This window comes from Paenibacillus polymyxa, from assembly GCF_015710975.1.
Taxonomy (GTDB): Bacteria; Bacillota; Bacilli; order Paenibacillales; family Paenibacillaceae; genus Paenibacillus; species Paenibacillus polymyxa.
This window is the reverse complement of record NZ_CP049783.1, coordinates 3,756,133-3,782,814: the sequence shown is the minus strand read 5'-3', so window position 1 is coordinate 3,782,814 and position 26,682 is coordinate 3,756,133. Positions and strand designations below refer to the sequence as shown.

The 26,682-nt window shown below is 47.9% G+C and carries 19 protein-coding genes; 1 reads left to right on the top strand and 18 read right to left on the bottom strand.

The window, feature by feature from the left end:
* Positions 1-19: 19 nt before the first annotated feature.
* The 3 genes from addA to G7035_RS16930 all read right to left on the bottom strand — a co-directional run bounded on the left by addA (position 20) and on the right by G7035_RS16930 (position 9,223).
* Entirely contained in the window at positions 20-4,039 is a 4,020-nt protein-coding gene (gene addA, locus G7035_RS16940; RefSeq protein WP_019688059.1) for a helicase-exonuclease AddAB subunit AddA, read from the bottom strand.
* A complete protein-coding gene (gene addB / locus G7035_RS16935) occupies positions 4,036-7,602 on the bottom strand; it encodes a helicase-exonuclease AddAB subunit AddB (RefSeq protein WP_019688060.1) in 3,567 nt (1,188 codons plus the stop codon). The genes addA and addB overlap by 4 nt, the downstream gene beginning before the upstream one ends.
* 241 nt (positions 7,603-7,843) lie before the next feature.
* Positions 7,844-9,223 carry a class I SAM-dependent rRNA methyltransferase gene (locus G7035_RS16930; protein ID WP_019688061.1) on the bottom strand — a complete coding sequence of 460 codons (1,380 nt, stop codon included), beginning with the start codon at positions 9,221-9,223 and terminating at the stop codon, positions 7,844-7,846.
* A 297-nt stretch (positions 9,224-9,520) separates the two neighbouring features.
* Between G7035_RS16930 and G7035_RS16925 the strand changes: the two genes are divergently transcribed.
* The gene (locus tag G7035_RS16925; protein WP_019688062.1) at positions 9,521-10,543 is read left to right on the top strand and encodes a Na/Pi cotransporter family protein; all 1,023 of its coding nucleotides are present in this window, start codon (positions 9,521-9,523) and stop codon (positions 10,541-10,543) included.
* Here the strand turns inward: G7035_RS16925 and G7035_RS16920 are convergent.
* From G7035_RS16920 to hrcA, 15 genes are all read right to left on the bottom strand, one after another.
* Entirely contained in the window at positions 10,533-10,967 is a 435-nt protein-coding gene (locus G7035_RS16920) for an NUDIX hydrolase (RefSeq protein ID WP_019688063.1), read from the bottom strand. The two genes, G7035_RS16925 and G7035_RS16920, sit on opposite strands and share 11 nt — an antisense overlap.
* Before the next feature lie 103 nt (positions 10,968-11,070).
* Positions 11,071-12,414 (bottom strand): tRNA (N(6)-L-threonylcarbamoyladenosine(37)-C(2))-methylthiotransferase MtaB, encoded by a 1,344-nt coding sequence (mtaB, locus tag G7035_RS16915; RefSeq protein ID WP_019688064.1) that lies wholly within the window; start codon positions 12,412-12,414, stop codon positions 11,071-11,073.
* Between the two features lies 1 nt (position 12,415).
* Positions 12,416-13,180, bottom strand: coding sequence for a 16S rRNA (uracil(1498)-N(3))-methyltransferase (locus tag G7035_RS16910; protein WP_019688065.1), 765 nt, complete (start codon positions 13,178-13,180; stop codon positions 12,416-12,418).
* 159 nt (positions 13,181-13,339) lie between these two features.
* On the bottom strand, positions 13,340-14,032 hold the full coding sequence (locus tag G7035_RS16905) for a site-2 protease family protein (protein WP_016821607.1): 693 nt from the start codon (positions 14,030-14,032) through the stop codon (positions 13,340-13,342).
* Positions 14,033-14,034: 2 nt separating this feature from the next.
* Positions 14,035-15,000 (bottom strand): 50S ribosomal protein L11 methyltransferase, encoded by a 966-nt coding sequence (gene prmA, locus G7035_RS16900; RefSeq protein ID WP_019688066.1) that lies wholly within the window; start codon positions 14,998-15,000, stop codon positions 14,035-14,037.
* Between the two features lie 230 nt (positions 15,001-15,230).
* The gene (locus G7035_RS16895; protein WP_016821609.1) at positions 15,231-15,416 is read right to left on the bottom strand and encodes a YfhD family protein; all 186 of its coding nucleotides are present in this window, start codon (positions 15,414-15,416) and stop codon (positions 15,231-15,233) included.
* 24 nt (positions 15,417-15,440) lie between these two features.
* Positions 15,441-15,815 (bottom strand): hypothetical protein, encoded by a 375-nt coding sequence (locus G7035_RS16890; RefSeq protein ID WP_016821610.1) that lies wholly within the window; start codon positions 15,813-15,815, stop codon positions 15,441-15,443.
* A gap of 180 nt (positions 15,816-15,995) precedes the next feature.
* Complete coding sequence (locus G7035_RS16885; RefSeq protein ID WP_019688067.1) at positions 15,996-17,192, bottom strand: NAD(P)-dependent malic enzyme; 1,197 nt, start codon at positions 17,190-17,192, stop codon at positions 15,996-15,998.
* A 62-nt stretch (positions 17,193-17,254) separates the two neighbouring features.
* Positions 17,255-18,601 (bottom strand): 2-hydroxycarboxylate transporter family protein, encoded by a 1,347-nt coding sequence (locus G7035_RS16880; protein WP_019688068.1) that lies wholly within the window; start codon positions 18,599-18,601, stop codon positions 17,255-17,257.
* Positions 18,602-18,721: 120 nt separating this feature from the next.
* The gene (gene dcuR, locus G7035_RS16875; protein ID WP_019688069.1) at positions 18,722-19,429 is read right to left on the bottom strand and encodes a two-component system response regulator DcuR; all 708 of its coding nucleotides are present in this window, start codon (positions 19,427-19,429) and stop codon (positions 18,722-18,724) included.
* The gene (gene dcuS / locus G7035_RS16870) at positions 19,422-21,077 is read right to left on the bottom strand and encodes a DcuS/MalK family sensor histidine kinase (RefSeq protein WP_080561187.1); all 1,656 of its coding nucleotides are present in this window, start codon (positions 21,075-21,077) and stop codon (positions 19,422-19,424) included. The genes dcuR and dcuS overlap by 8 nt, the downstream gene beginning before the upstream one ends.
* Before the next feature lie 152 nt (positions 21,078-21,229).
* Entirely contained in the window at positions 21,230-22,357 is a 1,128-nt protein-coding gene (gene dnaJ / locus G7035_RS16865; protein WP_019688071.1) for a molecular chaperone DnaJ, read from the bottom strand.
* 247 nt (positions 22,358-22,604) lie between these two features.
* Positions 22,605-24,440 (bottom strand): molecular chaperone DnaK, encoded by a 1,836-nt coding sequence (gene dnaK / locus G7035_RS16860; protein ID WP_013372176.1) that lies wholly within the window; start codon positions 24,438-24,440, stop codon positions 22,605-22,607.
* Between the two features lie 88 nt (positions 24,441-24,528).
* Positions 24,529-25,101, bottom strand: a complete 573-nt coding sequence (grpE, locus tag G7035_RS16855; RefSeq protein WP_019688072.1) for a nucleotide exchange factor GrpE — start codon at positions 25,099-25,101, stop codon at positions 24,529-24,531.
* 120 nt (positions 25,102-25,221) lie between these two features.
* The gene (gene hrcA, locus G7035_RS16850) at positions 25,222-26,253 is read right to left on the bottom strand and encodes a heat-inducible transcriptional repressor HrcA (protein WP_182096012.1); all 1,032 of its coding nucleotides are present in this window, start codon (positions 26,251-26,253) and stop codon (positions 25,222-25,224) included.
* Positions 26,254-26,682 lie beyond the last annotated feature (429 nt).

Genomic DNA, 26,682 nt, shown 5'->3' with positions numbered 1-26,682 from the left:
CCTCTCCCTATCTATATCACTACAGCTGCACACTCTCTCCAGCTTCTATAAAATACAACCATTTCTCAGCAACCTTTTTGCCTGTAATCTCTTCAATCACACGGGCATACAGCTCCAATTGAAAACGATATTGGTCTGTTAAATGTGACAGCGTACGATATTCAGAGATCCGGTCTGTTTTATAATCCAGCAGCACAAGCCCTTCGGGAGTTTCAAACAAACAGTCAATGATCCCGTTCATCAGCACTTTATCGTCCTGCCCGCTTTCCGTAACTGTCTTCTGTTCTGGCAACACCGCAGGTAAACTGTGGTTCCAGTAATCGGTTGCCCGCATGGTATAAGTAAACGGAAGCTCACGCTGAATACGGGATGAACCCAGCATTCTCTCCCCTAGCTCACTAGAGAAAAATCTTAATATTTTATTCGTATCCAGCGCCTTTGCATGAACATCCAGTAAGATACGTTGATTCAGCAAACGAGCTTTGGTTTCCTCAATAACCTCAGCGCTCATGACTCCATCTAGGGGCACATGCAGCATCAACGTATGATAGACCGTCCCTCGTTCTGTAGGAGTCAGTCGCTGATTTCCCATAAACTTAGGTCTGCGCAAGTGTAATTGACTGCCCCTAGTGTCAGAATCTTCGCGATCCTCTGGTAAGTCTGCTTGTTGGGAGATAGAAGATAGATTCAGCCAATCATCAGATCCTATCTCCTGCATCTCCAGCCATCTTTTCATCTCTGTGACCGATGTATTGGCTGCTGTCTTGCCCGCCCGTTCATACGGGTAGGTCCAGGAAAGAGCCGCAGCAATATCCGTTTCACTTTCTTCGTCTAATTCGATTAGCTCAACATTTCTCAGTGCTTCTGTTTTCTTTTGGCGTTCTTCGGCCGATACCTCTTCTCCACGATCCGAGTTCACACGAGAGCCAGAAAGTGTTTCTGAGGCTACGATTTTAAATAACCAGTCTGCCCCCGGCATGTGTTCCAGTCTATGATAGTACCCCTCCTGATCCCCTGCCGCTTCCCTCAGCGAAGTTGCAGAAGGATGACGAATCAATGCAGGACCTACCCAGTCCAGATAGCTGCGACCTGCCGCCAGCATATAGTCTGGCAGTACTGTTTCCGCATGTTCCTTGGCACGTGCCCAACCTGCTGCGCGGGAAGCGAGATCCTTCACGGTTCCGGTCATAATCAGCTTTTCACGCGGACGCGTAAGCGCTACGTATAGCACACGCATTTCTTCAGCCAAAAGCTCCAGCTGTGAGCGTCGACGGATCGCTAAATTAGGCAGCGTAGGGTAGCTAACGCGGTTTTGTTCCTCCACATATTTAGGACCAAATCCCAACTCCTTGTGCATAAGAAACGGCGCATTCAGATCCTGCTGATTGAACATTTTTGCCGTCCCGGCAATAAACACGACAGGAAATTCAAGTCCTTTACTTTTATGAATGGTCATAATGCGGACAGCTTGATCTGGTTCAGTCCCCCCGCTGATGGATCCTAAATCACCGCCTCGCTCCCGCAGACGGGAAATAAAGGTTAGGAATCGAAACAAGCCTCGGTTGGACGTAGAAGTCTCATACTGTCTCGCTCGGTCATATAAAGCCCGTAGGTTGCTTTGACGCTGTGAGCCGCCAGGGAGTCCACCCACCCAATCCAGATATCCTGTTTCCTCCAGCACATTCCAAATCAATACACTTAAGCTGCCTTGTCTGGCTTCCTGCCGCCATGCGTCCAAATTACGCAAAAATGAACGTAGTCGGGTAGACAACGTATTCCCGTCATTCCTATGGACTGGGTCAGGTGAAGATAGCGGGTCCTCAGTGAAAAGATCCATCTCCATAACATCAGCAGAGGTCTCTTTTAAACTCTCCTCAACTTGTTCAGTCTGTGCCGCCGCCAGCAATGCATCATAAAACATTCCATCCGGCTTCTCTAGACGAATTTGTGCCAGTTCATCTTCGGTCAAGCCGACAATTGGCGAACGAAGCACGGATGCAAGCGGGATGTCCTGCTGCGGATTATCAATAATGTGCAGCAGGGACAACATTACCTCAACTTCCGTTGCTTTAAAAAAGCCTGTCGTCTGCTCTCCAGAGGCTGGGATGCCCTCAAGCCGCAATTCTTCCACAATTAAGGGAGCCCATACGCTTGCTGAACGAAGCAATATGACAATATCACCGTAGACTGCTGGACGCATCGCTTTTAATCCCCTGTCATAAATCAACAGTGGCTGTCCAGTATCTCCAGTCAGCTCCTTAATCCGTTGAGCGATTGCACGAGCCTCCAACTGAGCCGTTTCAAGCTCCGCAAGCTCGGCCAGCTCACTTTCCTGTAAAGCCGATTCGTCCCCCGTTTCAGACAACTCCGAAACCTCAGAAAGACCACGCCCGCCTTTATCAACTAACAGCAGCTCAGGTGCGTATGCAGATGTAGCGTCCTGCTCTGTCTTTTCGGGATAGGACGCGCCATGTACAAGCCACGCTCGCTCATCGTACTCAATTTCCGCCACATCCACACTCATAATCTGGCGGAACACCAAATTAACCGCATCGACAACTTCCTCTCGACTGCGGAAATTACGCGCCAGATCAATCAAAAAGCCATCTTCCTGCTCCTGTATACCGTACCGTTGATACTTATTCAAAAACAGCCCTGGCTCTGCCAGCCGAAACCGATAAATACTCTGTTTCACGTCTCCCACCATAAAACGGTTACCCGGTTCCTCGCGCGATACCAGTCTAACGATATCTTCCTGTACGGTATTCGTATCTTGATACTCATCCAGCAGTACCTCGTCGAACTGCGCCTTGTATTCAAGTGCAGCATCGGAAGGTAACAGCTTGTACGGAGTAGATTCGGGGTGTCTTAATATTTTCAAACAATAATGCTCCAAATCCCCGAAATCCACCAGTCCTTTTGACTGCTTGTGCTGTTGAAATCGTTCCCCGAAAGCAATCACAGTCTCCACCAGTTCGTCCATCAGAGGAGCGGTCGCATGCAGTTCCTCCAAATAAGCTTCTGCTCTCCGACCGAACAGGGAAGCCTTCATATCTGTAATCATTTTTTTGGCAGCCTCGCGCAGCGTCTTAACCCGTTCCTGCAATGCAGGCTCGGTTTGATCTTTTTTAACTGGCTTGAGCTTGCCAAAGGATGCTGCTTGAAATTGATCATACAAGGATGCCCACGGCTGTGTCTCGAGCTCTTGCAGTAATTCCTTCACCATCGCCGTATCCTCTTGCAATGTCATGGCATAGGGTGCAGGACCGCCAGGCTGCATAGCTGTTTCATGCGCCTGTTCCAGCAAACTCGCTGCTCCGCGCAACGAAAGGGCAGCATCCGTCAAAATACTACGAACCCAGGGAGTCTCCCCCAAAGCTGCTACATCCTGTACACGAAATGCTGCTGCCGTCTCGCGCAGCCAATGCTCCGGCCAAGGATGACTTTGAGAAAAATCATACAAACGCTGAACAAGCACATACATGGCATCATCGGTGCGTTCTCCACTAAACCAGTCGACCAGTCTGCGGAATGTGCTGCCTTCATCATGATGCTCATATTTCTCCTCAAACAGTTCTTCTAAAAGCTCTTGGCGCAGCAATTCTGTTTCATGCTCATTCATAATCCGAAAGCCGGGATCAAGAGGAATGGCCTGATAATGCCTGCGGATGACCTCCATACAAAAAGAGTGAAGCGTCGTAATCGATGCTCGATTCAACAACGATAGCTGGCGACGTACATGTTCACTTTCCGGTTCCTGTTCCAGCACACGTTCCAGCGCTTCGCGTATCCGTTGACGCATTTCTGCGGCTGCAGCCTTCGTAAAGGTCGCCACCAGTAACCGATCTACACTGAAGCCGAGCTGAGGATCGACAATTTTACGAATAATACGCTCTACGAGCACCGCTGTTTTACCAGACCCCGCCGCTGCCGCAACCAGCATGTTGTTACCGGATTGCGAAATGGCACGCCACTGATCATCGCTCCACATGCTTCCTTCCGGCTTCGGTATGCCTTTAGCGTTTGATGTGCTTATCATTGCTTCATCCCTCCTTTCCCTTCCTGTGTATGACCGAGCAGATCCCAGACCTGATCCTTGCCCGGTTTCCCCCATTGGTTATAACCACTGCCTTCCAGACTGTCGTCAAATTGACAAACAGGCTTAAAAGAACAGAAGGTACATGCCGTTTCTTGCTGGATGCGATAAGGTTCAATGGCAACATCGCCTTCCGTCATCCGTGTGCCAATCGTCCGAATATTGTTGCGCACCGACGCTAACAGGCTATCCCACTGTTCAGGCGAAGCAACGGAAGCACTGCTATAAAAACTGCCGTCTGCTTTCACTGCAACAGGTAGAATAGAGGAATATCCTTTGTCCAATGCTGTATCCATTTGCCCAACTACATCCCGATCCGCGAGCAATAATCCCTTCATCTTAAAACGTTTCAAGAGCTCCTGACGCGCCTGTTCTGCGCTAAGACCGTTAGGTGATTGCAGCATCGGATTGTGGACGTGAAAATACAGTGTACCCGCCGGATAAGCAGTCTCGCCCAACCATTCCTCCGCCGCATTCAGCAGCACGTCCAGGTAGGTGAGCATTTGCAGGGATAAGCCATAATACACCTCATGCAGCTTAAGATCCTTTTGGCTAGACTTGTAATCAATGACACGCAAAAGCAATCCTTTTTCTCCTTCTGCCACATCCACACGGTCAATCCGTCCGACAATTTCCATCACCACGCCGTTATCTAACCGGAAGCTTAAGGGAGGAAGCGGCTGACCCGGTCCGAAGTCCAACTCCAGCCCAATCGGCTCAAAGCTACCTCTCCGTGCATGTTCACCCAAAATTAATGAAGCACGGCTCACAATGTCTTTTAACTTGCGCAAAATATAGCCATACCGCTTGGAGCTCATTAAAATCTCGCCTTGCAGGCGAGGAGCAAGACGCTCCACCGTACTTTCCGCCTCTTGGCGACATTCCTCGGTAGTGAGGCTTCCCCAACTGACATTACGTTCACGCAGATTGATCGCCATCTCACCAAGCGCTGCATGGAATAATTGTCCGATATCCGGAGCCTTCAGACGATACATTTGACGTTCCTTCAAACGAAGACCATGAGAGGCAAAGTGAGAAAATGGACATGCGACAAAACGTTCCATCCGAGATACACTGGTACGCAGCTTGCTGCCATACAGACGGCGGCTCGTTTCCTTCTGCATTTCGGCATGATTCTCGTAAAAAAGTGAGGTCAACAGCTGACGCAACTTGTCCTTCTCACGTCCCTGCTGGCTGGCATACCAGTTATATACCTCCCACCAGGGAGATAAAATATCACCGCCACGCCGCCAATGCCGTAATTGCGCAATGAGCTGCGGCAATGCCTCAGACGGATGGGAAGCGTACTCCCATTGCGTCGTCCAAGCGTCTTCAGGCAGAGGGTATCCAGCCAGTGGACGTTCGTTCAGGCCAGGAAACAGTTGCCGCACATGTCGCACTAACTCTGACGGCAGCAATGGCTTGCCTTCTTCATCAGTCACTGCATAGCTCATCCACAGGCTTTTACCAGCAGAGGTAAGGGCCGTATAAGCGAGAAATCGTTCGTCCAACAGACGTCTTGTCATATCTGGCGCCAGGTCTACGCCTTGTTCATTTAATGCCGTACGTTCCTGCTCATTGAGCACCCCATCCTCATGGAACACAGCCGGCATTACACCTTCGTTCATACCTATCACAAAGGCATGTTGAATACCGGATACACGCGTACGGTCCGTGTTTCCGACCAGTACCTGATCCAGAGCCGGTGGAACAAGCCCCATACGGAACTCAGCCAATCCCGTTTCCAGCACACCCGCAAACAAAGCAGTATCCAGTCTCTCATCACCCATCATTTCGACGATTTGATCCAGCAGTTCAAGCACCGCATCCCATACCTGACGGTGCTCCTTCGCCTGCTCGGGATTTCCAGCTTCTTCTGCCTGATGAATGAAGGCGTCCAGCTTGTGACCGATTTCTGCATCCTCCAGCAACAGATATACGGCTTCGCTCTTCTCAAGCGCCGTTCGTGCCTTACCTATACGCTTCTCAAACGCATGCAAAGGCGTCACAATCACATCTCGGCACAACTCCATCAAATCCAGCGTTTCATCCCGTTGACGGTTACGTTCCTGTTCCTCCAGCTCGAGCGACAAACTGGGCACAGCCTGCCACGCCCGACCATCTGTCCAACGGCTACCTTGTATTCCGCAGGCCAGCACATAGTTTTCCAGACGGTCCATCTGCTCGCGGCTCACTCGACCGTCCAGCGGCAATAGAAGGTCTGTTTTGACCGCACGAAATACATCCTCGTATCGCCAGCGTCGCTGCACGATATCCAGTGAAGCCCGAATCAATTCCACCAAGGGATGATGAAGTATACTTCTCCGCTGATCCAAAAATACTGGAACCTGATATTGCTTGAATATCGGTTCCACCCATGGCTCATAATCTTCAATATGACGCACAAACAGGGCCATTTCCCGATAACGTGCACCTTCATCGCGGGCCAGGCGGCGCATTTCGCGTACGGCTCCTTCCAGCTCGGCACGACGATTTGCCGCAGCATGCAGTTTTATACCCTTAGGTTCTGTACCTGCCCATTGCTCTCGTAGCTGCTGTAGCCGCAGCCGCTGTTCCTGATTCCGCAGCCCTGTGCGATGTTCGAAATTAGCCTCCAAATACGCCAACGCTGGACGTTCCTTAAACCTAGGCATCGGATCGGGGCGTAATAACTGTGTCTGCGTTTCAATCATCAGCTCCTCTGCCATTCCTTTAAGCTTGACGTAGGTAGCCGCTGAAGGATGAAACAAATCCAGCTCATGCGGAAGCTGTCCACTTTCGTAGCTGCGGTTACAGGTCAGCGCCACTGTCAACGAAGAGGCGTGCAGCATAAGCTGCTCCACCACCTTGTATTCATGTGGTGTAAACCTCCGGTAGCCATCCATCCAAATGTCTGCTCCGCGCACGAGGGAAGACTGTGCAATCTGTTCTGTCAGCATGCGAAGCGTATCTTCACCATCGATATATTTAAGCGTCAGCTCCCGTTCAAAATCCTCATAGATTAGACTGATATCCTTGAGCTTGCCTCTTAAAATCGGAGTGGACTCCCCCGCAGCATGCATTCTATCCAGTTGCTCCGGTACAGACCGAGCATCATTTCCGTACTGCTTTAGCTCTGTGAACAACGTATTCAACCGATCCACAAAACCGAGTTGGTCTCCTGAATCTTTAAATAAACTCAGTTCATCCTTGCGACGACGAATAATTTTATATAAAAGCATCTTCTTGCCTTCTTCCGTTACAGGCACCAGTGCTGAACCCCCTGTTTCCTGCATGACTAAATAGGCAAGACGATGGAATCCCATCACCTGGGCGCGCACCGACCCCTGAATACCGTTTCCGTCTTCTGTAAGCAACGCATGTTCTGAAGCAAATGACGATTGCTCAGGCACAAGTAACAGCATAGGCTTACCTAGCGGCTCCTCGCGTAACATAGAGGTCATTTCATTACGGATTAACGTACTTTTACCACTACCAGAGCGGCCAATCAATAAGCGGACCGACATGATGCGGCCTCCTTTCCAACCAACAACATTCTATTAAACAGTATAGCATATCAGGCAAAAGAGAAAAGAACGTACGTTTGCCATGTTGTAGCAATTGGGCTCTTCTCAAAAACAAACAGTCCCGCAGGATGGCTTGGTGCAAGCCTTCTCTACAGGACTGATGTATACTAAAATTGAGTTTGTTTTCACCTATTTATCTTTATCGCCTAATAGTAGTTTAACTTTGACAAGGGTATGAAATCTACAGCTGTGTCCGGCTGCGCACCTCAAAGATGGCAAATTTCAAATAATGACCTTCCTCCACACCTAAAATTTGGGGATGGTCCTTCCCTGCCGCTCTCCAATCTACCAGTCGGAGGATTTTGCCAGCATCTGCAGCCGCTTCCTTAATCGTGTCCAAAAACAGCTCCGGCCGCATATGGAACGAACAACTCGCTGTTACCAAATAACCGCCCTCATTGACGAGCTTCATTCCGTGAAGGTTGATATCTTTATATCCACGTGTAGCTCCTTTGACAGCACTCTTCGTTTTGGCAAAAGCCGGCGGATCCAGAATAACGACGTCAAAGGTACGTCCGCCACCCGCAGTCAGCGGCTTAGATGTATCTCCTTTGCCGCCCGCTCGCGCGGTGCGTTCCTCTACACCTTTAACCTGATTACGTAAATATTGAAAAGCATCGTCGACGACAAACTCGACGCGATCCTCAAAACCGTTCAGCTTCACATTATCCCGAGCACTTTCAATCGCATGTTCAGAAATATCCAGACAAGTTACTTTTTTCGCACCATGTTTACACGCATTGAGCGTAAAGCTACCAGTATGTGAAAAACATTCCAATACAGTTGCACCGTCCCAGAATGGGAATTCAACAACCTTACCACTTTTATTCACAGGCTTTATGACCGTTGTGCCGTCATCCCCTGGGTTTGCAGCTACTTCTTGCAACGTAATTCCGCTACGCGCTCCCCAACCTGTCATCAACGGCGCGATTGCCGCACGATTTTCACGCTGGTCAAAGAAATACCCGGTCTTTTGTCCCTCTTCGATATCGACCTTGATTTGTAAGCCATTTTCCGTTACCACCACATGGCGCGGGCAATCGCCGTACAAAGGACCCTTCGTCTGTTCCAACCCTTCCAGCTCACGGATGGATACATCACTACGCTCATATATACCAACTGGTCCCATTACTTCAACAAGTGCATCTCTGATTTCTTCCCTGCGCCGATCCATGCCAAGCGTTAACAGCTGAACGACCAATACATCACCAAAACGGTCTACAATCAGCCCAGGCAAAAAATCAGCCTCGCCGTACACCAAACGATAAGCGTTTCCTCCGGTCACAAAGCGTTCGCGGTGCTCCAAGCAATTGCGGAAACGTTGGGCAAAGAAGCTTTGGTCCATCACTTCTAGCGGCTCATAGGACATCACACGCACTGTAATTTGTGAAGCACGATTATAGTAACCTGTCGCCAAATAACGCCCCTGATGGTTCAGGATGCTGACCAAATCACCGGCTTCTGGATCACCCTCAATCTTGGCTATTTCATTTTTAAACACCCAAGGGTGTGCTTGCTCCAGCCTTTTTTTACGGCTACGCTCTAATATTACTGAAGGCAAAATCCTTCACTCCTATTCTTGGATTACTCAAAGTGTTAAAACATTTTGTTCGATAGGGGCGCGGCTCCGCCGATTCATTTGGTCTTACGATCGCTGGCGCTTCTCCAGCTTCAAATGAACCGCTTCGCTACTGCCCGCCTGTATGTCGACGTCACGCTTTAAAAGCTTGTGAAGATACTACAAAATGTTCGTTCCATAAAAAACTGCTCGGCCATGCTTGTCATGGCTGTCCTAGGTAGATCATAGGCTGTTACATAAGTATTCTCATTTTCACCTAGAAAAGGGGGGGCTAAAGCCGTGTTTATACATGTAATATTGCCGCTGTGCGGTGGGCTGATTATTTTTTTAGGTGGAATGAAGCTGATGGAAGCTGCCCTCCGGCATTTGGCCGGCCCCTTCCTTACTCGCTGGCTAAACCGGGCTACGGTTTCCCCTTGGCGGGGTATGTTGTTTAGCTCAGGCATTACCGCCCTACTGCAAAGCAGCACCGCCGTAACGGTGCTGACGATCGGACTGGTCAATGCCGGGCTGTTGACCTACGGCCGCACGCTCGGCATCATTCTTGGTACCAATATTGGTACCTGCCTGACAACCGAGCTGATGGGCCTCCAGCTCGGCAAGCTGGCTGCTCCACTGCTATGTGGATCACTGCTATGCTGGGGCACTGCTGTTCTGTGGGGGGAAACGGTCGCTGGCCGTCAGTATGCAGCTGCCGGAGCTTCAGCCACCTCCAATGGGCTGAGCCGCCCACAGGCTGTACAATTTATCAGCCTCGTCTTTGCCGGATTTTCGCTGATTCTCGCAGGTATCCGCGTGATGCAAGCCGTTGGCCCCTGGATTGAGCAAGCCGGACTATTCCGCTGGTTTCTTGATCATGCTGCAGCCAACATGTGGTGGGCCTTCGCTGCTGGAGCCTGCCTAACCGCACTGGTTCACAGCAGCGCAGCTGTCATTGGTATGGCGATTAGCCTGGCTGCTGCGGGTGCCCTGCCAGCTGATGTAGGGATCGCCATCGTCATCGGCTCCAATGTGGGCACCTGCGTGACTGCCCTGATTGCCGCTGTTGGCGGCAGCGTGTCCGGCAAATTTGTGGCCTGGTCCCACGTGCTGCTGAACGTAGGCGGGGCATTGCTCTTTATGCCGTTAATCCCCGGGCTGGATATGGCCGCTTCTTGGATATCTACTGAGCCCGGAGCCAAGGTAGCGCATGCCCAAACCCTGTTTAACGTCATCAGTTCTCTGCTTGCCTTGCCCCTCTGCTATTTACCTGCATGGACTCGTATAGAGGAGCAAGTGTCTTCCCATAGGGTTAAACGTTAATTCCTAGCATAGACAGCGCCTTGTTCAGAATGACATCATTATTGTCATATCCACCCTGACGCTGGAGACGCCATGCTTCTTCGGGCGTATGCCATGCGACGCCTTTGATTTCTTCTATCTGTGCCTGCAAATTCCCATCCAGTGCCTCTACGAGATAATAATGAACTTCCTTGTCCACTTCCCCATATTCAGGGTGCTGGTACGTATAAGCAATCATATCCACATGCTGAATAATCCGCCCGTTCAGCCCTGTTTCCTCACGAATTTCACGTAGAGCAGTTTGTTCGATTGTTTCACCTGGCTCCATTTTGCCTTTAGCCAGAGATGTCTTGCCATATCGGTCGGTGATCAGCTGAATTTCAAGCTGCTCCCCCTGTTTGCGAAACACTACGCCACCTGCGGAAATTTCCTTTTTTGCTGCCATCCTGTAATCTCCTTTCCTTGCGCAACAAGGATTCCGTCCTCTCTGTAGGGAAAGGCGAAATCCTTGTTGGCCATCGCTATTGCCTGTTCAGGCTCTTTTTATTTTACAAAGCTGTTTGCAGCCCGTTCTCCAATACGCGGACCAATTGGCCTTCACTTTCATTAACGCCCGCCTTCGTCAGCTTCACGCGGCACACCTTGCCAACCAGATCCTTATTACCTTCAAACACCAGTTGAATATAATTGTCACTATAACCATAAAGTATACCGCTATCTTCCGTCCCTTTAGGGGCTACTTCAGGAATAACCTCCAGCACCTGACCAACAAACTTTTCAGCATATGCCAGCTGCATTTGCTCTGACAATTCAATCAGGTCACGCACACGCGCATTTTTCACGTCCTCGTCCACCTGATCCTCCATACGTGCTGCAGGCGTGCCAGTACGCTTGGAATACGGAAACACGTGCATTTCCGAGAAGCCGATTTTTTTCATCAGCTCATAGCCATTACGGAACATTTCGTCCGTTTCTCCAGGGAAGCCGACAATTACGTCTGTTGTAATTGCTACATCTGGCATCGCTTTACGAATCATGAGCATTTTGTTATAAAACTCTTCTGTCGTGTACTTGCGGCGCATCCGTTTCAGCACGGTATCGTCCCCTGCTTGAAGCGGTATGTGGAAATGGCGAACCAGCTTATTGGAGCGTTTCAGTACATCCAGCATTTTTTCATCAATCTGACTGGCTTCAATCGAGCTGATACGGATACGTTCCAGCCCTTCCACTTTCTCCAGGTCCCACAGCAGATCGGACAGGTCATAATTATCCATATCGTCGCCATAACCACCAGTATGGATACCCGTGAGTACGATTTCCTTGTAGCCTGCGTGCACCAGTTGACGCGCCTGTGTAATAATGCTTGCAGCATCACGGCTACGGGATAAGCCCCGCGACCACGGGATAATGCAGAAGGTGCAGAAGTTGTTACAGCCATCCTGAATTTTTAGAAACGCACGGGTATGATGAGCAAAATCAGGCACATCCATTTCCTCAAACACACGGGTCTTCATTATATTACGCACAGCGTTTACAGGTTGACGCGACTCTTGGATCTCCTTCACAAACGGAATAATCTTATCTCGATCCTGCGTACCAATAACAAGATCAACACCTGGAATATCCATAATTTCGGCCGGAGAAGTTTGAGCGTAACAGCCCGTCACTGCCACAATGGCATCTGGATTTCGGCGAATTGCACGACGAATGATCTGACGGCTCTTCTTATCACCGGTATTCGTAACCGTACATGTATTAATTAAATAGACATCAGCAGTCTGCTCGTCAAAATCCACCTGCTCATAACCTTCTTTTTTGAACAGCTGCCAGATCGCTTCTGTATCATAAAAGTTTACTTTACAACCTAATGTGTAAAATGCCACTGATGGCATATTAAACCCCTCCCATTTCTCCTGTCTCATATAAAATGCATGCCAATGCAACCATACCTGCGGTTTCCGCACGTAAAATACGTCTTCCCAGTCCTGTAGACTGTGCCCCGGCCTGCTCGGCCTCTAGGCTTTCCGCTTCAGTAAAGCCGCCTTCCGGGCCCACAACTACCAGCACACGCGGCTTGTCTGTGGACGCCCATTGTCCTGCGAAAGGCTGGATTACATCCCGTAGCTGCCGACCCTGCTCTTTTTCATAACAATAACATATCAAATCATACCCAGCAAAAGAAGACAGAAGTTCTTTCCACGTCAAGGGTGCGCTAATTTCCGGAATCCGGTTACGATGGCTTTGCTCAGCCGCTTCCTTCACAATCTTGCGCCAACGCTCCAGTCGCTTGCCTTCCTTTTTGGCATCATACTGTACGACCGTACGCTCCGATAAAAACGGTACGAACCCGGTGGCTCCGATTTCCGTACATTTTTGCATCACCGTCTCCATCTTGTCCCCTTTAGGAAGACTCTGCGCGATGGTGATCTGAACATGCGGTTCAGAGGTCATCTCCAGCGATTCGATAATCGTCGCCTTCACATGGTCCTGCTCAATCGTATCCAATGCAGCCAGCGCTTCCCTGGATACCCCGTCACTGACTATAATTTTGTCACCACTACGGCCTCGCATGACTTTGGCGATATGTCGCGCGTCCTCACCCGTAACAATTACGTGATCTTCTAGAAATTGCTCTGCCGGAATAAAATAACGCTGCATTCTCTCACACCTATTCTAAAAATAACTATTGTCCACTAACGTTCCGTACAAAATCCGATGAAATCACCAAGCACCATCATATCATCTTTTGCGCCTGTATGACCAGTCTGTTCCCTTTTCCGATTATGTTATACCAATTCTCGTAAAAAAAAGGAGCCCTTAGGCTCCAAACAATCCGGTAATGTAAAAAGAGAACTGTAAAAACTGTATATAAATCATCTGAGACAGCGTGTAAAGAGGTTCAATCGTTACAGCTCGTACTTGCGGAATTACCAGTATAAGCAGAAAAATAAAGATCGACCATTGCTCAAAGTGCTGAAGCTTGCGGCGCACAGGAGTCGGAGCCACGTCCTCCACAATCCGGTAGCCATCGAGTGGAGGCAGTGGGATCAGATTAAAGATAAACAAAAACAAATTTAAATTGATTAGCGCATTGATAAACAAATAGATTGCCTGAGCCACCCGCTGGTTCTCCATTCCCGGCAATACCTGAAAATGAAGAAGCACAGCATAGATCAGTGTAGTCACAAATGCAAGCAGCAGATTGCTCAGCGGACCAGCAGCCGATACAATAATGCCCATAAGGCGCGGGCGGCTAAAATTGTCACGATTGACCGGGACTGGCTTGGCCCAACCAAAGCCTCCGATCAACAGTAACAGCGTACCCAGCAGATCAATATGCACTGCCGGATTTAAAGTCACGCGCCCCAGTAGCTTGGCCGTAGGGTCGCCAAATTTATTGGCATAATACGCATGCGCAAATTCATGCACCGTAAACGATATGATCACAGCCAGCAAGTAAAATGGAAGGACATTTAAATTCACACGAAAAATACTTTGTAAAAAATCCATGCTTACCTCTTTCTCGCCACAAACGCCAGCCAATCTTCATCCCGGTTGATTTCGGTAATCTCAAAGCCAGCTGCTTTCAATGCGGTTTCGACAGCCTCTTCTTTGTTCTTCCAAATTCCTGATGCAATATAAATACCGCCTGGCTGTAGGGCATTATATACATCATCAATGAACAGCAAAATGATCTCAGCTAAAATATTAGCTACCACCAGCTTGACTGGCAGTTGAATACCCAGCGTTGGATCGCTTGCATTAAGCACGGAGAGCAAATCGCTTTCTTTAATGGTGATGCGCTCCTCCAGTTCGTTCAAACGCGTATTTTCACGCGCACTGGATACCGCTACCGGGTCAAGATCCAAGGCAAGTACATGCTTTGCTCCCAGCTTGACCGCTCCAATCGCTAAGATACCGGAGCCTGTACCAACATCAATGACTTCTTCTCCACCCTGAATCACGGATTCCAGCGTTCTCAGGCAAAGGGATGTCGTCGGATGTGTACCAGTACCGAAGGCCATACCTGGATCAAGCTCAATAATTTTTTCATCTTCACTCGCAGGCTCATACTCTTCCCAAGTCGGTTTGATGGTCAAACGATCCGATACACGTAAAGGCTTAAAATATTGCTTCCAGGCATTAGCCCAGTCATCCTCGTGGACCGTTTTCAGCTCATACCGAACCTCGCCAGGGTCAATATCAAAAGTTCTCAATTGTTCAACCCGCGGCTCAATTTGTGCACGCACGCTGTCCATGTCTACTTCTTCGGCAAAATAGCCCTTGATGGTCGCTTGTCCTTCAGGAATGTCGTTCAAAGGACGATCGTACCATTGTCCATAAGACGTGTCCCGGGGCTTATTAAGCGAACCGGATTCTTCAATGGAAACCCCTCCCGCACCTGCTTCGTGCAGAAAATTCGAAATCATTTCGACGGCTTCTTCACTTGTATGTATTGTAATTTCATTCCACAACATGGTTTACATTTCCTCCTCATTTCACATGCATACATTACATTGTACTATATACTCGCATAGGAGTTCAAAAAAGCCAGTATGACAAAGACAATATTAGATTATAATGCTAGTTATTGTTACGGCTATCATCTGGTATAAATCTACTAATGAATAGAACAAAGGAGAAACATAAATAAGACGGGCTATCCCACAAATCACCTTTATAGGTGGGATACCCGCCTTATTGTATTCTACTCGTTGTCGTTTATGATCCGTTGCTGACGGCGGTCAGCTACTTCACTACGTCGGATCGCTTCCAGATCCTCAGCATCTGCCTGCTCTGCCGAGAACTCAACATCTTCGTTTTTGGCAGATTGCATGCGTTTGATTTTCTCGGTTTTGGTCAGCACTTTATCGAACCGTTTGTTTTTAGACATCGGTCACTGCTCCTTCCAAACTTGTCACAGCATTCCACCCGCTTGTTCCACAATCGACATCGCCTGATGATGAATTGATTCGTCCACCACCGCAGTCAACAAAATATCGCGGCCTGTCGGTCCACCTTGTCCTCCATCACTCATGCCACTGGCAGCAGGATCAGCCGCAGCCAGTATCGCTGGAGAAGCATCTGTAAAATCCACGCCCTGTGTGAGTGAGGACAAGCTGCTAATCTGTCCCGAAAACACAGGCAATCCGGCGTTGCCTGTAGACTGCCGCGGATACCGGCTAAAACGATCTATCGACATATCCGTTACCCGGAGAGCTTCCAGTTTTCTCGCGGCTCCCTGTGCTTCCTCAGGACTTTTGAAATACGCCAAAATATTTTTTTCGCCCATCCCAAAATCTCCCTGTGTAGTATTGAGCGCAACTCGTGTTTGAGAACATAGATCGTTACGCTTTGTTATATCCTGCTCATTGGCAAGACTTTATATTCTCCACGAAAACTTAACGGATACAGACATTGTCATGAACAGCAGGGCAAGACGGTGAGCTAAAGTTTGTGAAGAACATAACTTTTACGGACGTAAAGTAGCAGCCGGAGCTTCACCTGACATGGCTACTCCTGTCTCCCAGGCTGCGTGAATAACAGCATCCCGTACCTTTTGCACCACCTTCGGATTAAAAACATCCGGTATGATATAAGTTTCACTTAGCTCCTCAGGGCAAATTGCATCAGCGATGGCAAGCCCGGCAGCCAGTTTCATCTCCTCGTTAATCGTCTTCGCATGGCAATCCAGAGCGCCCCGGAAAATTCCCGGAAAGCACAACACGTTATTAATCTGATTAGGAAAATCGGAGCGACCGGTAGCAAGCACACGTACATAAGGTGAAGCTATTGCCGGATCAATTTCTGGCTTCGGATTCGCCATGGCGAACACTATAGGATCAGTTGCCATGCTCTGTATGTCTTCCACAGTCAGTATATCTGGACCCGACACACCGATGAACACATCAGCTCCCACAATCACCTCGGATAAGCTTCCACTTAGATTATGCGGGTTAGTCATGTTCGCATACTCTGTCCAATGCGGGTTACTGTATTCCACATCGCGGTGAATGGCTCCTTGCCGATCGACCCCAATCAGATTGCGTACTCCTGCCTTGAGTAGCATGCGCGAGCAAGCCATACCCGCCGCACCGATACCGGCAAAAACTACTTTGACATCTTCCATTTTTTTGCCGCATACCTTTAATGCATTGACCAAACCCGCTAATACCACGACTGCCGTACCATGCTGATCATCATGAAATACTGGAATGTCGAGTTCCTGCTTCAACCGTCTCTCGATCTCAAAACAGCGTGGTGAAGATATATCTTCCAAGTTAATGCCGCCAAAGGCAGGAGCGATCATTTTGACAATTTGAACAATCTCATCAGGGTCCTTCGTATTGAGACAGATTGGGAATGCGTCGACACCTGCAAATTGTTTGAACAGTACTGCCTTCCCCTCCATCACAGGCATAGCTGCCTCCGGCCCGATATCTCCTAATCCAAGTACCGCTGTTCCATCTGAAACGACTGCTACTGTATTTTTTTTGATCGTTAATTGAAACGCTTTGGCTGGATCATTGGCAATTTCCATGCAAATTTGAGCCACACCTGGCGTATAAACTTTGGACAACCCCTCCATCGTTTCAATTCGCTTCTTGGGTAAGGTCTCCATTTTGCCACCTTCGTGTAATTCTCTGATTTCATCTCTTAAACTGCCCATATATTTCTCCATCCTTTCATGACTGTATATGATATGAATTTTATAGCTTGGTCTAAAACTCATCAGCTCCATAATTGTAGTAACAAGGTTGCTAAAATGACGGTGCCTGCTCCACCAATCCGTGTTGCAATTTGGGCAAAAGGCATCAGTTCCATCCGATTGGATGCAGACAGAATGGCTACATCGCCCGTGCCCCCCAATCCGCCGCGACAACTGGTCACCAAGGCAGCTTCTACGGGATACATATGAATCCATTTTCCTGTGAAGTATCCAGTAACAATCAATGCAACCACTACAGATGCACAGGTGATCGCATAAGGAACCGTTAGAATCCCAACTACACTATCTAATGGCACATACAAAATGCCTAACCCCACCATCAAGGGCCACGTCAAACTAGCGGTTATACATTTGTACAAATGAAAAGCTCCCTGCTCCAATGTGTTCGGCATGATCTGAATACACTTTATTAATGCGGCCGCCAGAATCATGAGAATCGGCCCTGGAATATGGAGATATGGCTCTAGCAGCTTACCCACAATAAAAAAAGTACAGGCCAACAGCAGACCACCACCCATTAATGGAAAAGAAACGGTTTGCCCCAAATTTACCGGAGCTAACTTGTCTTCGTCCTTTTCTAGTTTTAACAACCTCCCGTTACCAGAAGTTTCTGGTTTTTTCTCCGCTAATCTCTTCAAGACGCCTGCACCTATAATTGCAACAATGTTACCGATAATGGCAGCCGGGATAAACTGGGATACGAATTCCGCAGAATCCTTGCCCAGTACCATTCCATACGAAATGGACAACGGTAAAATACCTTCTCCAATCCCACCGGAAATAATCGGAATGATGATGAAAAAAAATGTATGATAAGCACTGTAGCCAAAAGCCATACCCACCACCATACCGACAGCAACAGCAGCAATAGATCCTATGATAATGGGGGCAAAAATTTTGACAATTCCATTCATCAGCATTTTGCGATCCATGCCAAGAATGCTTCCTGTTACTAGACATGCGATGTAAAAATAAAGAAAATTCGAGGTTTTCATAAGCGTGTGCACAGCCCCCATTGCAGATGGACTGAACATATTCCAAAATACCATTAACGATGGAACCATAAGGGATAAAATGGCTGGACCACCTATATGTTTGAGCAGTGGAAGTTTGGCCCCTAGATCACTGAGCAGTATACCTAAAATCATGATGACGGCAAACCCGCCCAATAGATCGTTCGGAAGTCTTTCTGTAATTGCAGCCGCATAAACAATTAGCGCAATCACGGCGTATAGCGGAAGAGGAATAACTCCCACCTTTATCCTGCCCAGCATCCTAAACCCATCTACAGTATTTTTACTCCATCTTTGCCCTTTTTGCATGACAGGCTGGTTCGTAGCATTTTCCATAAATCTCCCTCCATAAAGTGAAGAATGATGATCATGTTCCCATTCTACACCTTGGAAAACGCTTTATTTGGTTTTAAAACTAAGAACTAACTTTAGTAACTAAAGTAATCAGAAATAGGGCTATATATAACTATTCATGATTCCTTCTGCCTGCGGCAACACCCGGTATTGGTAAACAGGACGTCCAATGGTACCATATATAGTTTCCATAGAAAGCACTTCAATCTCTGTCATAAAAGCCAGATACTTGCGCATAGACACCCTGGAGATCCCTGCACTCTCCGCAATATCCTCGGTGGAAAACAGAACCTTATGATGCTGCTGTATACAATTCCATATCATAGCCAGCGTGGATTTCGTTATCCCCTTAGGCAACCGTGCCAAGTCTTTAGTCAAGCTTTTATGATAAATTAGTCGGTCCAGCTCCTCCTGCGACAGTAGACTACGCTCACGAACAATACTAATGTGTTCTCGGTACCCGGTAAGGGCCTCTAAAAAACGGTTAAAGTGGAAAGGCTTGATTAAATAATCCACCGCGCCAAAGTTCATCGCTTTTTTGATGCTACTCATGTCACTTGCAGCTGAGATGACAATAACGTCCACATTCACTCCAGCCTCCCGTATAAATGACAGTAAATCGAGGCCATTACTTTCTTGCATATACACATCCAGCAATATCAGATCAATGGCTTGTTCAGCTATATATTTCTTAGCCTCTTCCACCGAAGAAGCCCAACCACCACATTGGAACCCCTCTACCTGCTCCGTATATTTGCGGTTGAATTCCGCAACCATCGGATCATCTTCTACAATCAGGACATTAATCATGTTCATCATTCCCCGCTATAATGTATGGAATCTTAATCTGAAAACAGCACCCCTGCTCGACTGGGATCAACTTTACACTACCTTGTAGCCTTTTCACGCTTTGCGACACTAGGTAAAGTCCCATCCCTCGTGACTCTCCCTTGGTCGAAAAACCTTTTTCAAAAATGGCCTTCCCAAGGCCCTCCGGTATACCTGGACCATTGTCGCACATGATACAGGTCAGACAGCCATTTTTCTGGTTTTCTTCATAATAAAGTGAAAGGGTAATCCGCTTGTGCTCCAGAGATTCCATCGCCTCCACTGCATTATCAAACAGATTGCCAAGAATAGTAATCAGTTCATGAGTCGTTTGAGTTTGACTGGATTCAGGCAAGTAACTACCCGGAGTCAGTTCAAAATTTACCCCTGCCTCTCTGGCCCGGCTTAATTTCCCTAACACAAACCCCGCCATCACTGGGTCCTTAAGCTGCCGAGTAATGGAGCCAATCTCTACTTGATGATGCTCGACAGCATCCATAATATAGTGCTCCAGTTTATCATACATTCGCAAATGCACCATCCCCATAATGACATGCAACTTGTTCATAAATTCATGAGCCTGCGCGCGTAGTGCTTCCGTGTACAGAGAAACTCCTGTCAAACGTTCAGCAAGCTGTTTCATCTCCGTCTTATCCCGAAAGGTTACAATGGCTCCGACAATTTTTCCTTTGACCCGTATCGGAACACTGGTGGTCAGCAAGGTGATCCCACCCAGCTCCATTTCCTCATCCATCAGTGGAGTGCTTACTTCCAAGACCTCTTGTAATCGGAAAGCAGATAAATAAACAGTAATTTCCTGTCCAGAGAATGAGAAATCTTCAATCCCCGCTTGCCTCAGTAGACGGATCGCTTCTGCATTCATCAGCATGATACGACCGCATTCATCCACCGCAATGACACCTTCCTTGATGGACTGTAACATCGCGCTGCGTTCCTCCAGCAAACGTGCGATTTCCGGCGGCTCCAGACCGACCAGCATATTTTTGATTTTACGAGCCAGCACAACCGCTCCTCCTGTGCCAATCAACATTCCGATCCCAATGGCGATAGCAATAAGACGGGTGTTGCCTTCCTGGGCCCGCTGTACATCCTGCATGGATATACCGACAACAATCGCACCTACCTGTTTTCCCGTCACACTAAACACGGGGGAGAAGGCCCGCATGGACATGCCCAATGTCCCCTTTGCAACGGACACGCTCTCCTGACCATGAAGTGCAGTATACTCGTCCCCTCCGACAAAGGCTTTGCCGATCCTCCTAGCATCCGGGTGGGTTTTACGAATTCCCTTCATATCCATAACCACGACAAATTGGATATGATTCGCCGTTGAGACCTTCTTCACATACTCCTGCATGGAAGGAGAAGAACCTGTCTGTTGCAATTGCTCAATAATAAGCGGTGTATGGGCGAGTGTACGCGCAATGGACATTGCCTTTTCCTCGAGCCCCTTCTCCGTTTCATGCTCAACTCTCTCGGCAAATAACAGTGTTACTGGCAGGAGCACAAGTGCCATAACCAGACAAACGAGCAGCGTTATTAGACCTCTAAGCTTTAATAGCGGCTTACCTCGACGCAGACTTGTCCGTATTTTTTCGATGGAACTCACCCCTTTCTAGTTGATAGAAGCTCAATTGTTAACTCTGGTTATACAAAAATGGCTATGTATGTGTTTACGTGAATATAAAAAAAGGGACTATCCCGCAATTGCGGAATAGTCCCTCGGATTCATAATTGAAGCTCCGCGATTTCGACTTTGGCTTAGTCGCCTCGGAAAGCCCGCTTCACACGGTCAAAAAAGGACTGCTCATTCTCATGTGTCTGCTCTCCACTAAGCGAAGAGAACTGACGCAGCAAATCCTTCTGTTCCTCACTCAGCTTGCTAGGCGTTACCACAACTACCTTAATATGCTGGTCACCTTGACCTACACCGCGCAGTTTTGGCACACCCTTTCCTTTAAGACGGAAATAAGTCCCTGTTTGCGTGCCTGCTGGAACTTTCAGCTTCACTTTCTCGGTCAACGTTGGGATCTCAACTTCATCTCCCAAGGCTGCCTGTGAGAACGTCAGCGGAATTTCACAGTAGATATCGTCTCCCTCACGCTCAAAGAAGTCGTGCGACTTCACGCGGAATACGACGTACAGGTCACCTGCCGGTCCTCCGTTGACACCGCCTTCGCCTTCACCGTTGATACGCATTTGTGCGCCGTCATCCACACCCGCCGGAATGCGAATATGAATTTTACGTTTCTTGCGGACACGGCCTGATCCGCTACAAGTCGTACATTTTTCTTTGATGATTTTACCGGAACCGCCGCAATTGGAGCAGGCGCGTCGGTTAACCATGCGGCCAAACGGTGTATTCTGTACCACTTCTTCCTGTCCACTACCGTGGCAGACGGAACAGGTTTGTGGTTGAGTACCCGCTTTGGCTCCCGTACCATGACACGTATCGCATGTTTCCGTACGTTCAATTTGAATGTCAGTCTCTTTACCGAACACTGCTTCTTTGAATTCAATTGTCATCGTATACTGAAGATCGTTCCCTCGCTGCGGCGCATTCGGATCACGGCGACCGTTGCCGCCGCCACCAAAGAACATATCAAAAATATCACCAAAGCCGCCACCGAAGTCGGCACCACCGAAGCCGCCTCCCATGCCCTGATTCGGATCTACATGGCCATATTGATCATATCTTGCCCGCTTCTGACCATCGCTGAGAACATCGTAAGCTTCTTTAACTTCTTTAAATTTAGTTTCTGCGTCCGCAGCCTTATTCACGTCCGGATGATACTGACGCGCAAGCTTACGGTAAGCCTTTTTGACTTCTTCATCCGAAGCGCCTTTTGCGACACCCAGCACCTCATAATAATCACGCTTATCAGCCAATGTTCCACCCCCATGCCTACAACGTGTCTGCACTACATATAAAAGGAAAGCCAAAGGCACGGGATGACCCGGCTTTGACCTTCCCATCTTTCAAGGCAGTACAACCCGTAATATGCTTATTTATCTTGGAAATAACGGTTACCCTTGGGCTAATTGTTATTTATCAAGGCAGCTACGCTGCTAATTACTATTCAGTATATCATAACGCACCGGTATACCGTAAAGTTGCCACTATCCGATCCGTTGCTTAGTCTTTCTTCTGATCTTCGTCAACAACTTCATAGTCCGCATCAACTACATTGTCACGGCCTTTGCTGTCTGCTGCTCCGTCTTGAGCTTGCGCTGCTTGAGCAGCTTGCTCATACAATTTCACAGACAATTGCTGAACAATCTCAGTCAGCTCTTCAGTAGCTTTTTTGATGTCTTCCAGGTTATCGGATTCTAGCGTTTTTTGCAGATTTTCTTTAGCTGCATTTGCTTTTTCGACTTCACCTGCATCCGCTTTTTCGCCCAGATCTTTAATCGTTTTGTCTACGGAGTAGATCAGTTGGTCTGCAGCGTTTTTCGCTTCTACCAACTCTTTACGTTTCTTATCTTCTTCCGCATGCAACTCGGCATCCTTCATCATACGTTCTACTTCTTCGTCACTCAAGCCGCTAGAAGAAGTGATCGTAATTTTTTGGCTTTTGCCTGTGCCTTTATCCGTAGCAGATACGTTCACGATACCGTTCGCATCCAGATCGAAAGTAACTTCGATTTGCGGTACACCACGTGGTGCTGGAGGGATATCTCCCAATTGGAAACGGCCCAGTGTTTTGTTGCCTGCTGCCATTTCGCGTTCACCTTGCAGCACGTGAATTTCTACGCTAGGCTGATTGTCGGCATACGTCGAGAATACCTGCGATTTGCTCGTAGGGATTGTCGTGTTACGATCAATCATTTTAGTGAATACGCCACCTGCGGTTTCAATACCGAGGGACAGTGGAGTTACGTCAAGGAGAACGACGTCTTTCACATCACCTGTCAATACACCTGCTTGAACTGCCGCGCCCAAAGCTACCACTTCATCAGGGTTTACGCCTTTGTGAGGCTCTTTACCTGTCAGTTTTTTGATTGCTTCTTGTACAGCTGGAATACGTGTGGAGCCGCCGACCAGAACGATTTTATCGATGTCGCTAGCACTCATGCCTGCATCTTTCATCGCTTGACGAGTAGGTCCCAAAGTACGTTCTACCAGACCTGCGGACAATTCTTCAAACTTCGCACGAGTCAGGTTCAACTCCAAATGCTGTGGAACGCCATCAGCTACTGTGATAAACGGCAAGGAAATTGTCGTTGTCAGCACGCCGGACAGTTCTTTTTTCGCTTTTTCTGCTGCATCTTTCAGACGTTGTACAGCTGCTTTATCTTTGCTCAGGTCAATACCTTGATCTTTCTTGAACTCATTTACGAGGTAATCAATAATCACTTGGTCAAAGTCATCGCCACCCAGCTTGTTGTCGCCGCTTGTTGCTTTAACTTCGAAGAAACCATCGCCCAGTTCCAAAATGGATACGTCGAATGTACCGCCGCCCAAGTCATATACGAGGATGGTTTGGTCTTCGGATTTTTCCATACCATATGCTAATGCAGCTGCTGTTGGCTCATTGACAATCCGCAGAACTTCCAGACCGGCAATTTTACCTGCGTCCTTAGTTGCTTGACGTTGACCATCATTGAAGTAAGCTGGAACAGTGATAACCGCTTGAGAAACCGTTTGGCCCAGGTAAGCTTCAGCGTCAGCTTTCAGCTTTTGCAAAATCATAGCAGAAATTTCCTGTGCGGAATATTCCTTACCGTCGATGTTTTCTTTATGATTTGTACCCATGTGGCGCTTGATGGACATGATTGTACGATCCGGGTTCGTAATTGCTTGGCGTTTTGCCGTTTCCCCTACAGTACGCTCCCCATCTTTTTTGAAACCGACAACGGAAGGGGTTGTGCGCGCGCCTTCCGGATTCGGAATAACGACGGCTTCGCCGCCCTCCATAACAGCCACACAAGAGTTGGTTGTACCTAAGTCAATACCGATTACTTTGCTCATCGGACAATTCCTCCTTCTGTATATACGAGGCCCTCAGGCCAGAATGGTTGAATCAAAAATGATGTAATTCTAATGTATATAGAAAAAGTTACATGCTAACTTTTACCATCGCTGGACGAAGCACCTTGTCCTTCAGCATGTATCCTTTTTGTACCTCTTCAACGACGATGCCTTCATCATGCTCTTCGCTCTCCACCTGCATAATAGCCTGATGGAAATCAGGATTAAACGGTTGTCCCACTGCATTCATGGCCGTCACTCCCTCTGCCTGAAGCACACTCTCAAACTGGCGGAAAATCATTTCCACGCCTTTGGTGAATGACTCAGACTCCGCTCCTTGCGATGCTGTTGCCAGCGCTCGCTCGAAGTTATCCAGAACAGGCACCAACTCGGTAACAAGCTTCATAGACGCATATTTAGCAAGGTCTTCCTTTTCTTTCAGCGTACGGCGGCGAAAATTATCAAAATCCGCCTGTGCGCGCAAAAACCGTTGCTGATGCTCCTCAGCCTCTGCACGAAGTTTTGCCACCTCTGTGTTTTCTTCCTCGGCTTCCAGTGCTGCCGCTTCATTCACCAGCTCGTCCTGCTGGCTCGTTTCGGCGGCTTCCTCTGTGCTTACATTTTGTTGTTTGTCATCTTGGAACGCTTGTTCTTCCTTCAAAATGTTTCACCTCCTTCAAGTTGTAACTCCCCTATAAAAGCACGCAACAATGCACCCGCGCAGGATACAAACCGTATCCCAGCGCGGAACATGTAGGACCGCAACCTATGCGATCTTATTTTATTTAAACCGTTGCGTTAGCATTGCGGTCAAATCCTTAGACAGGATACCCAAAATATTAATAACTCTCGCATACTCCATCCGCGTCGGACCCAATATACCTATAGTACCCAACGCTTCTCCGTCTACTGCATATGTAGCAGTAATCAGGCTGCAATTGGCAAATGCTTCATGATCATTTTCTGTGCCGATGCGGACTTGAATTTCAGGTGCTCCGGCTACAGGAGTCATCAGTTTAAGTAGCGTTGGTGTTTCCTCCAGCAGATCGAGAATATGTTTAACCTTTTCTACATCTTTAAATTCAGGCTGATTCAGCATGTTCGTCGCACCGCTTAAATATAGGCGCTGATCTGATTCATTATCGAGTGCTTTATCCAGCACCTTCATAGCGTCCTCAAAATGAGATACATGCTTCTCCATTTCCTGACCCAGCGCGGTGTAAAGGCGTGATTTAAGCTGATAAATCGGTACACCGACCAGCTTGCTGTTCAGTAAATTCACAACCTTTTCCATCTCGGAGATTGAAATTCTAGGCGGAATATCCACCGTTTTATTCTCCACCTGACCGGTATTGGTCACGATAATCGCCACAGCCGTCGTTTCGTTGAGCGGCAACAGCTGAAAATGACGCAACGAAGTATGAAAAACCTCCGGCCCAAGCAGGATGGAAGTATAATTGGTCATATGGGACAAAATGCCTGATGCATGCTGGATCACTTGCTCCATTACATTCAGCTTTTCGGCGTAAAAGGCTTTTAGTTCCCGCATTTCCATAGGCTTCAGTGTATTTAGCGGCACCAAATGGTCCACATAATAACGATAGCCTTTATGAGACGGGATGCGTCCCGCAGAAGTATGGGGTTGCTCCAGATAGCCCTGTTCCTCCAAATCCGACATTTCATTACGGATTGTGGCTGGGCTGAATCCGACATCCTGCCTTTTGGATATGCTGCGGGAACCCACTGGCTCAGCCGAACGAATGTAGTCATCAATAATCGCATTCAAAATGAGTCTCTGACGTTCGGTTAACAAGCGAATCCCCCCTTGTCATTTATCCATAATAGCATGATTGTTAAATGGAATCATTAGCACTCGTTCGCGATGAGTGCTAACTGATAATACAAAAATACCAAACCGACCTGATCATTGTCAAGTCAGATCAGTATTTTCAATAAACGATATTTATTATATCCATTTTAATTACTATGGCAAAACAGAGGGTTTGCATTTTTTCACGGAAAACCTCATTATTTACCATATCCAAACCATATTTATGTATAGGGATGCGTAAAACTGAAAAATTTGAGACTGTGCCTACAAACTATATAACTTTATTGCCTTTAAGGAGGAATGGGGTCTGAGAAGCAAGCGCCGCAACCTTTTATACGCATTAATCGCTCTTTTACCTACAATTTGTATGTTTTACATTTTAATCGAATTGTTTCCGTACACAGGACTAGG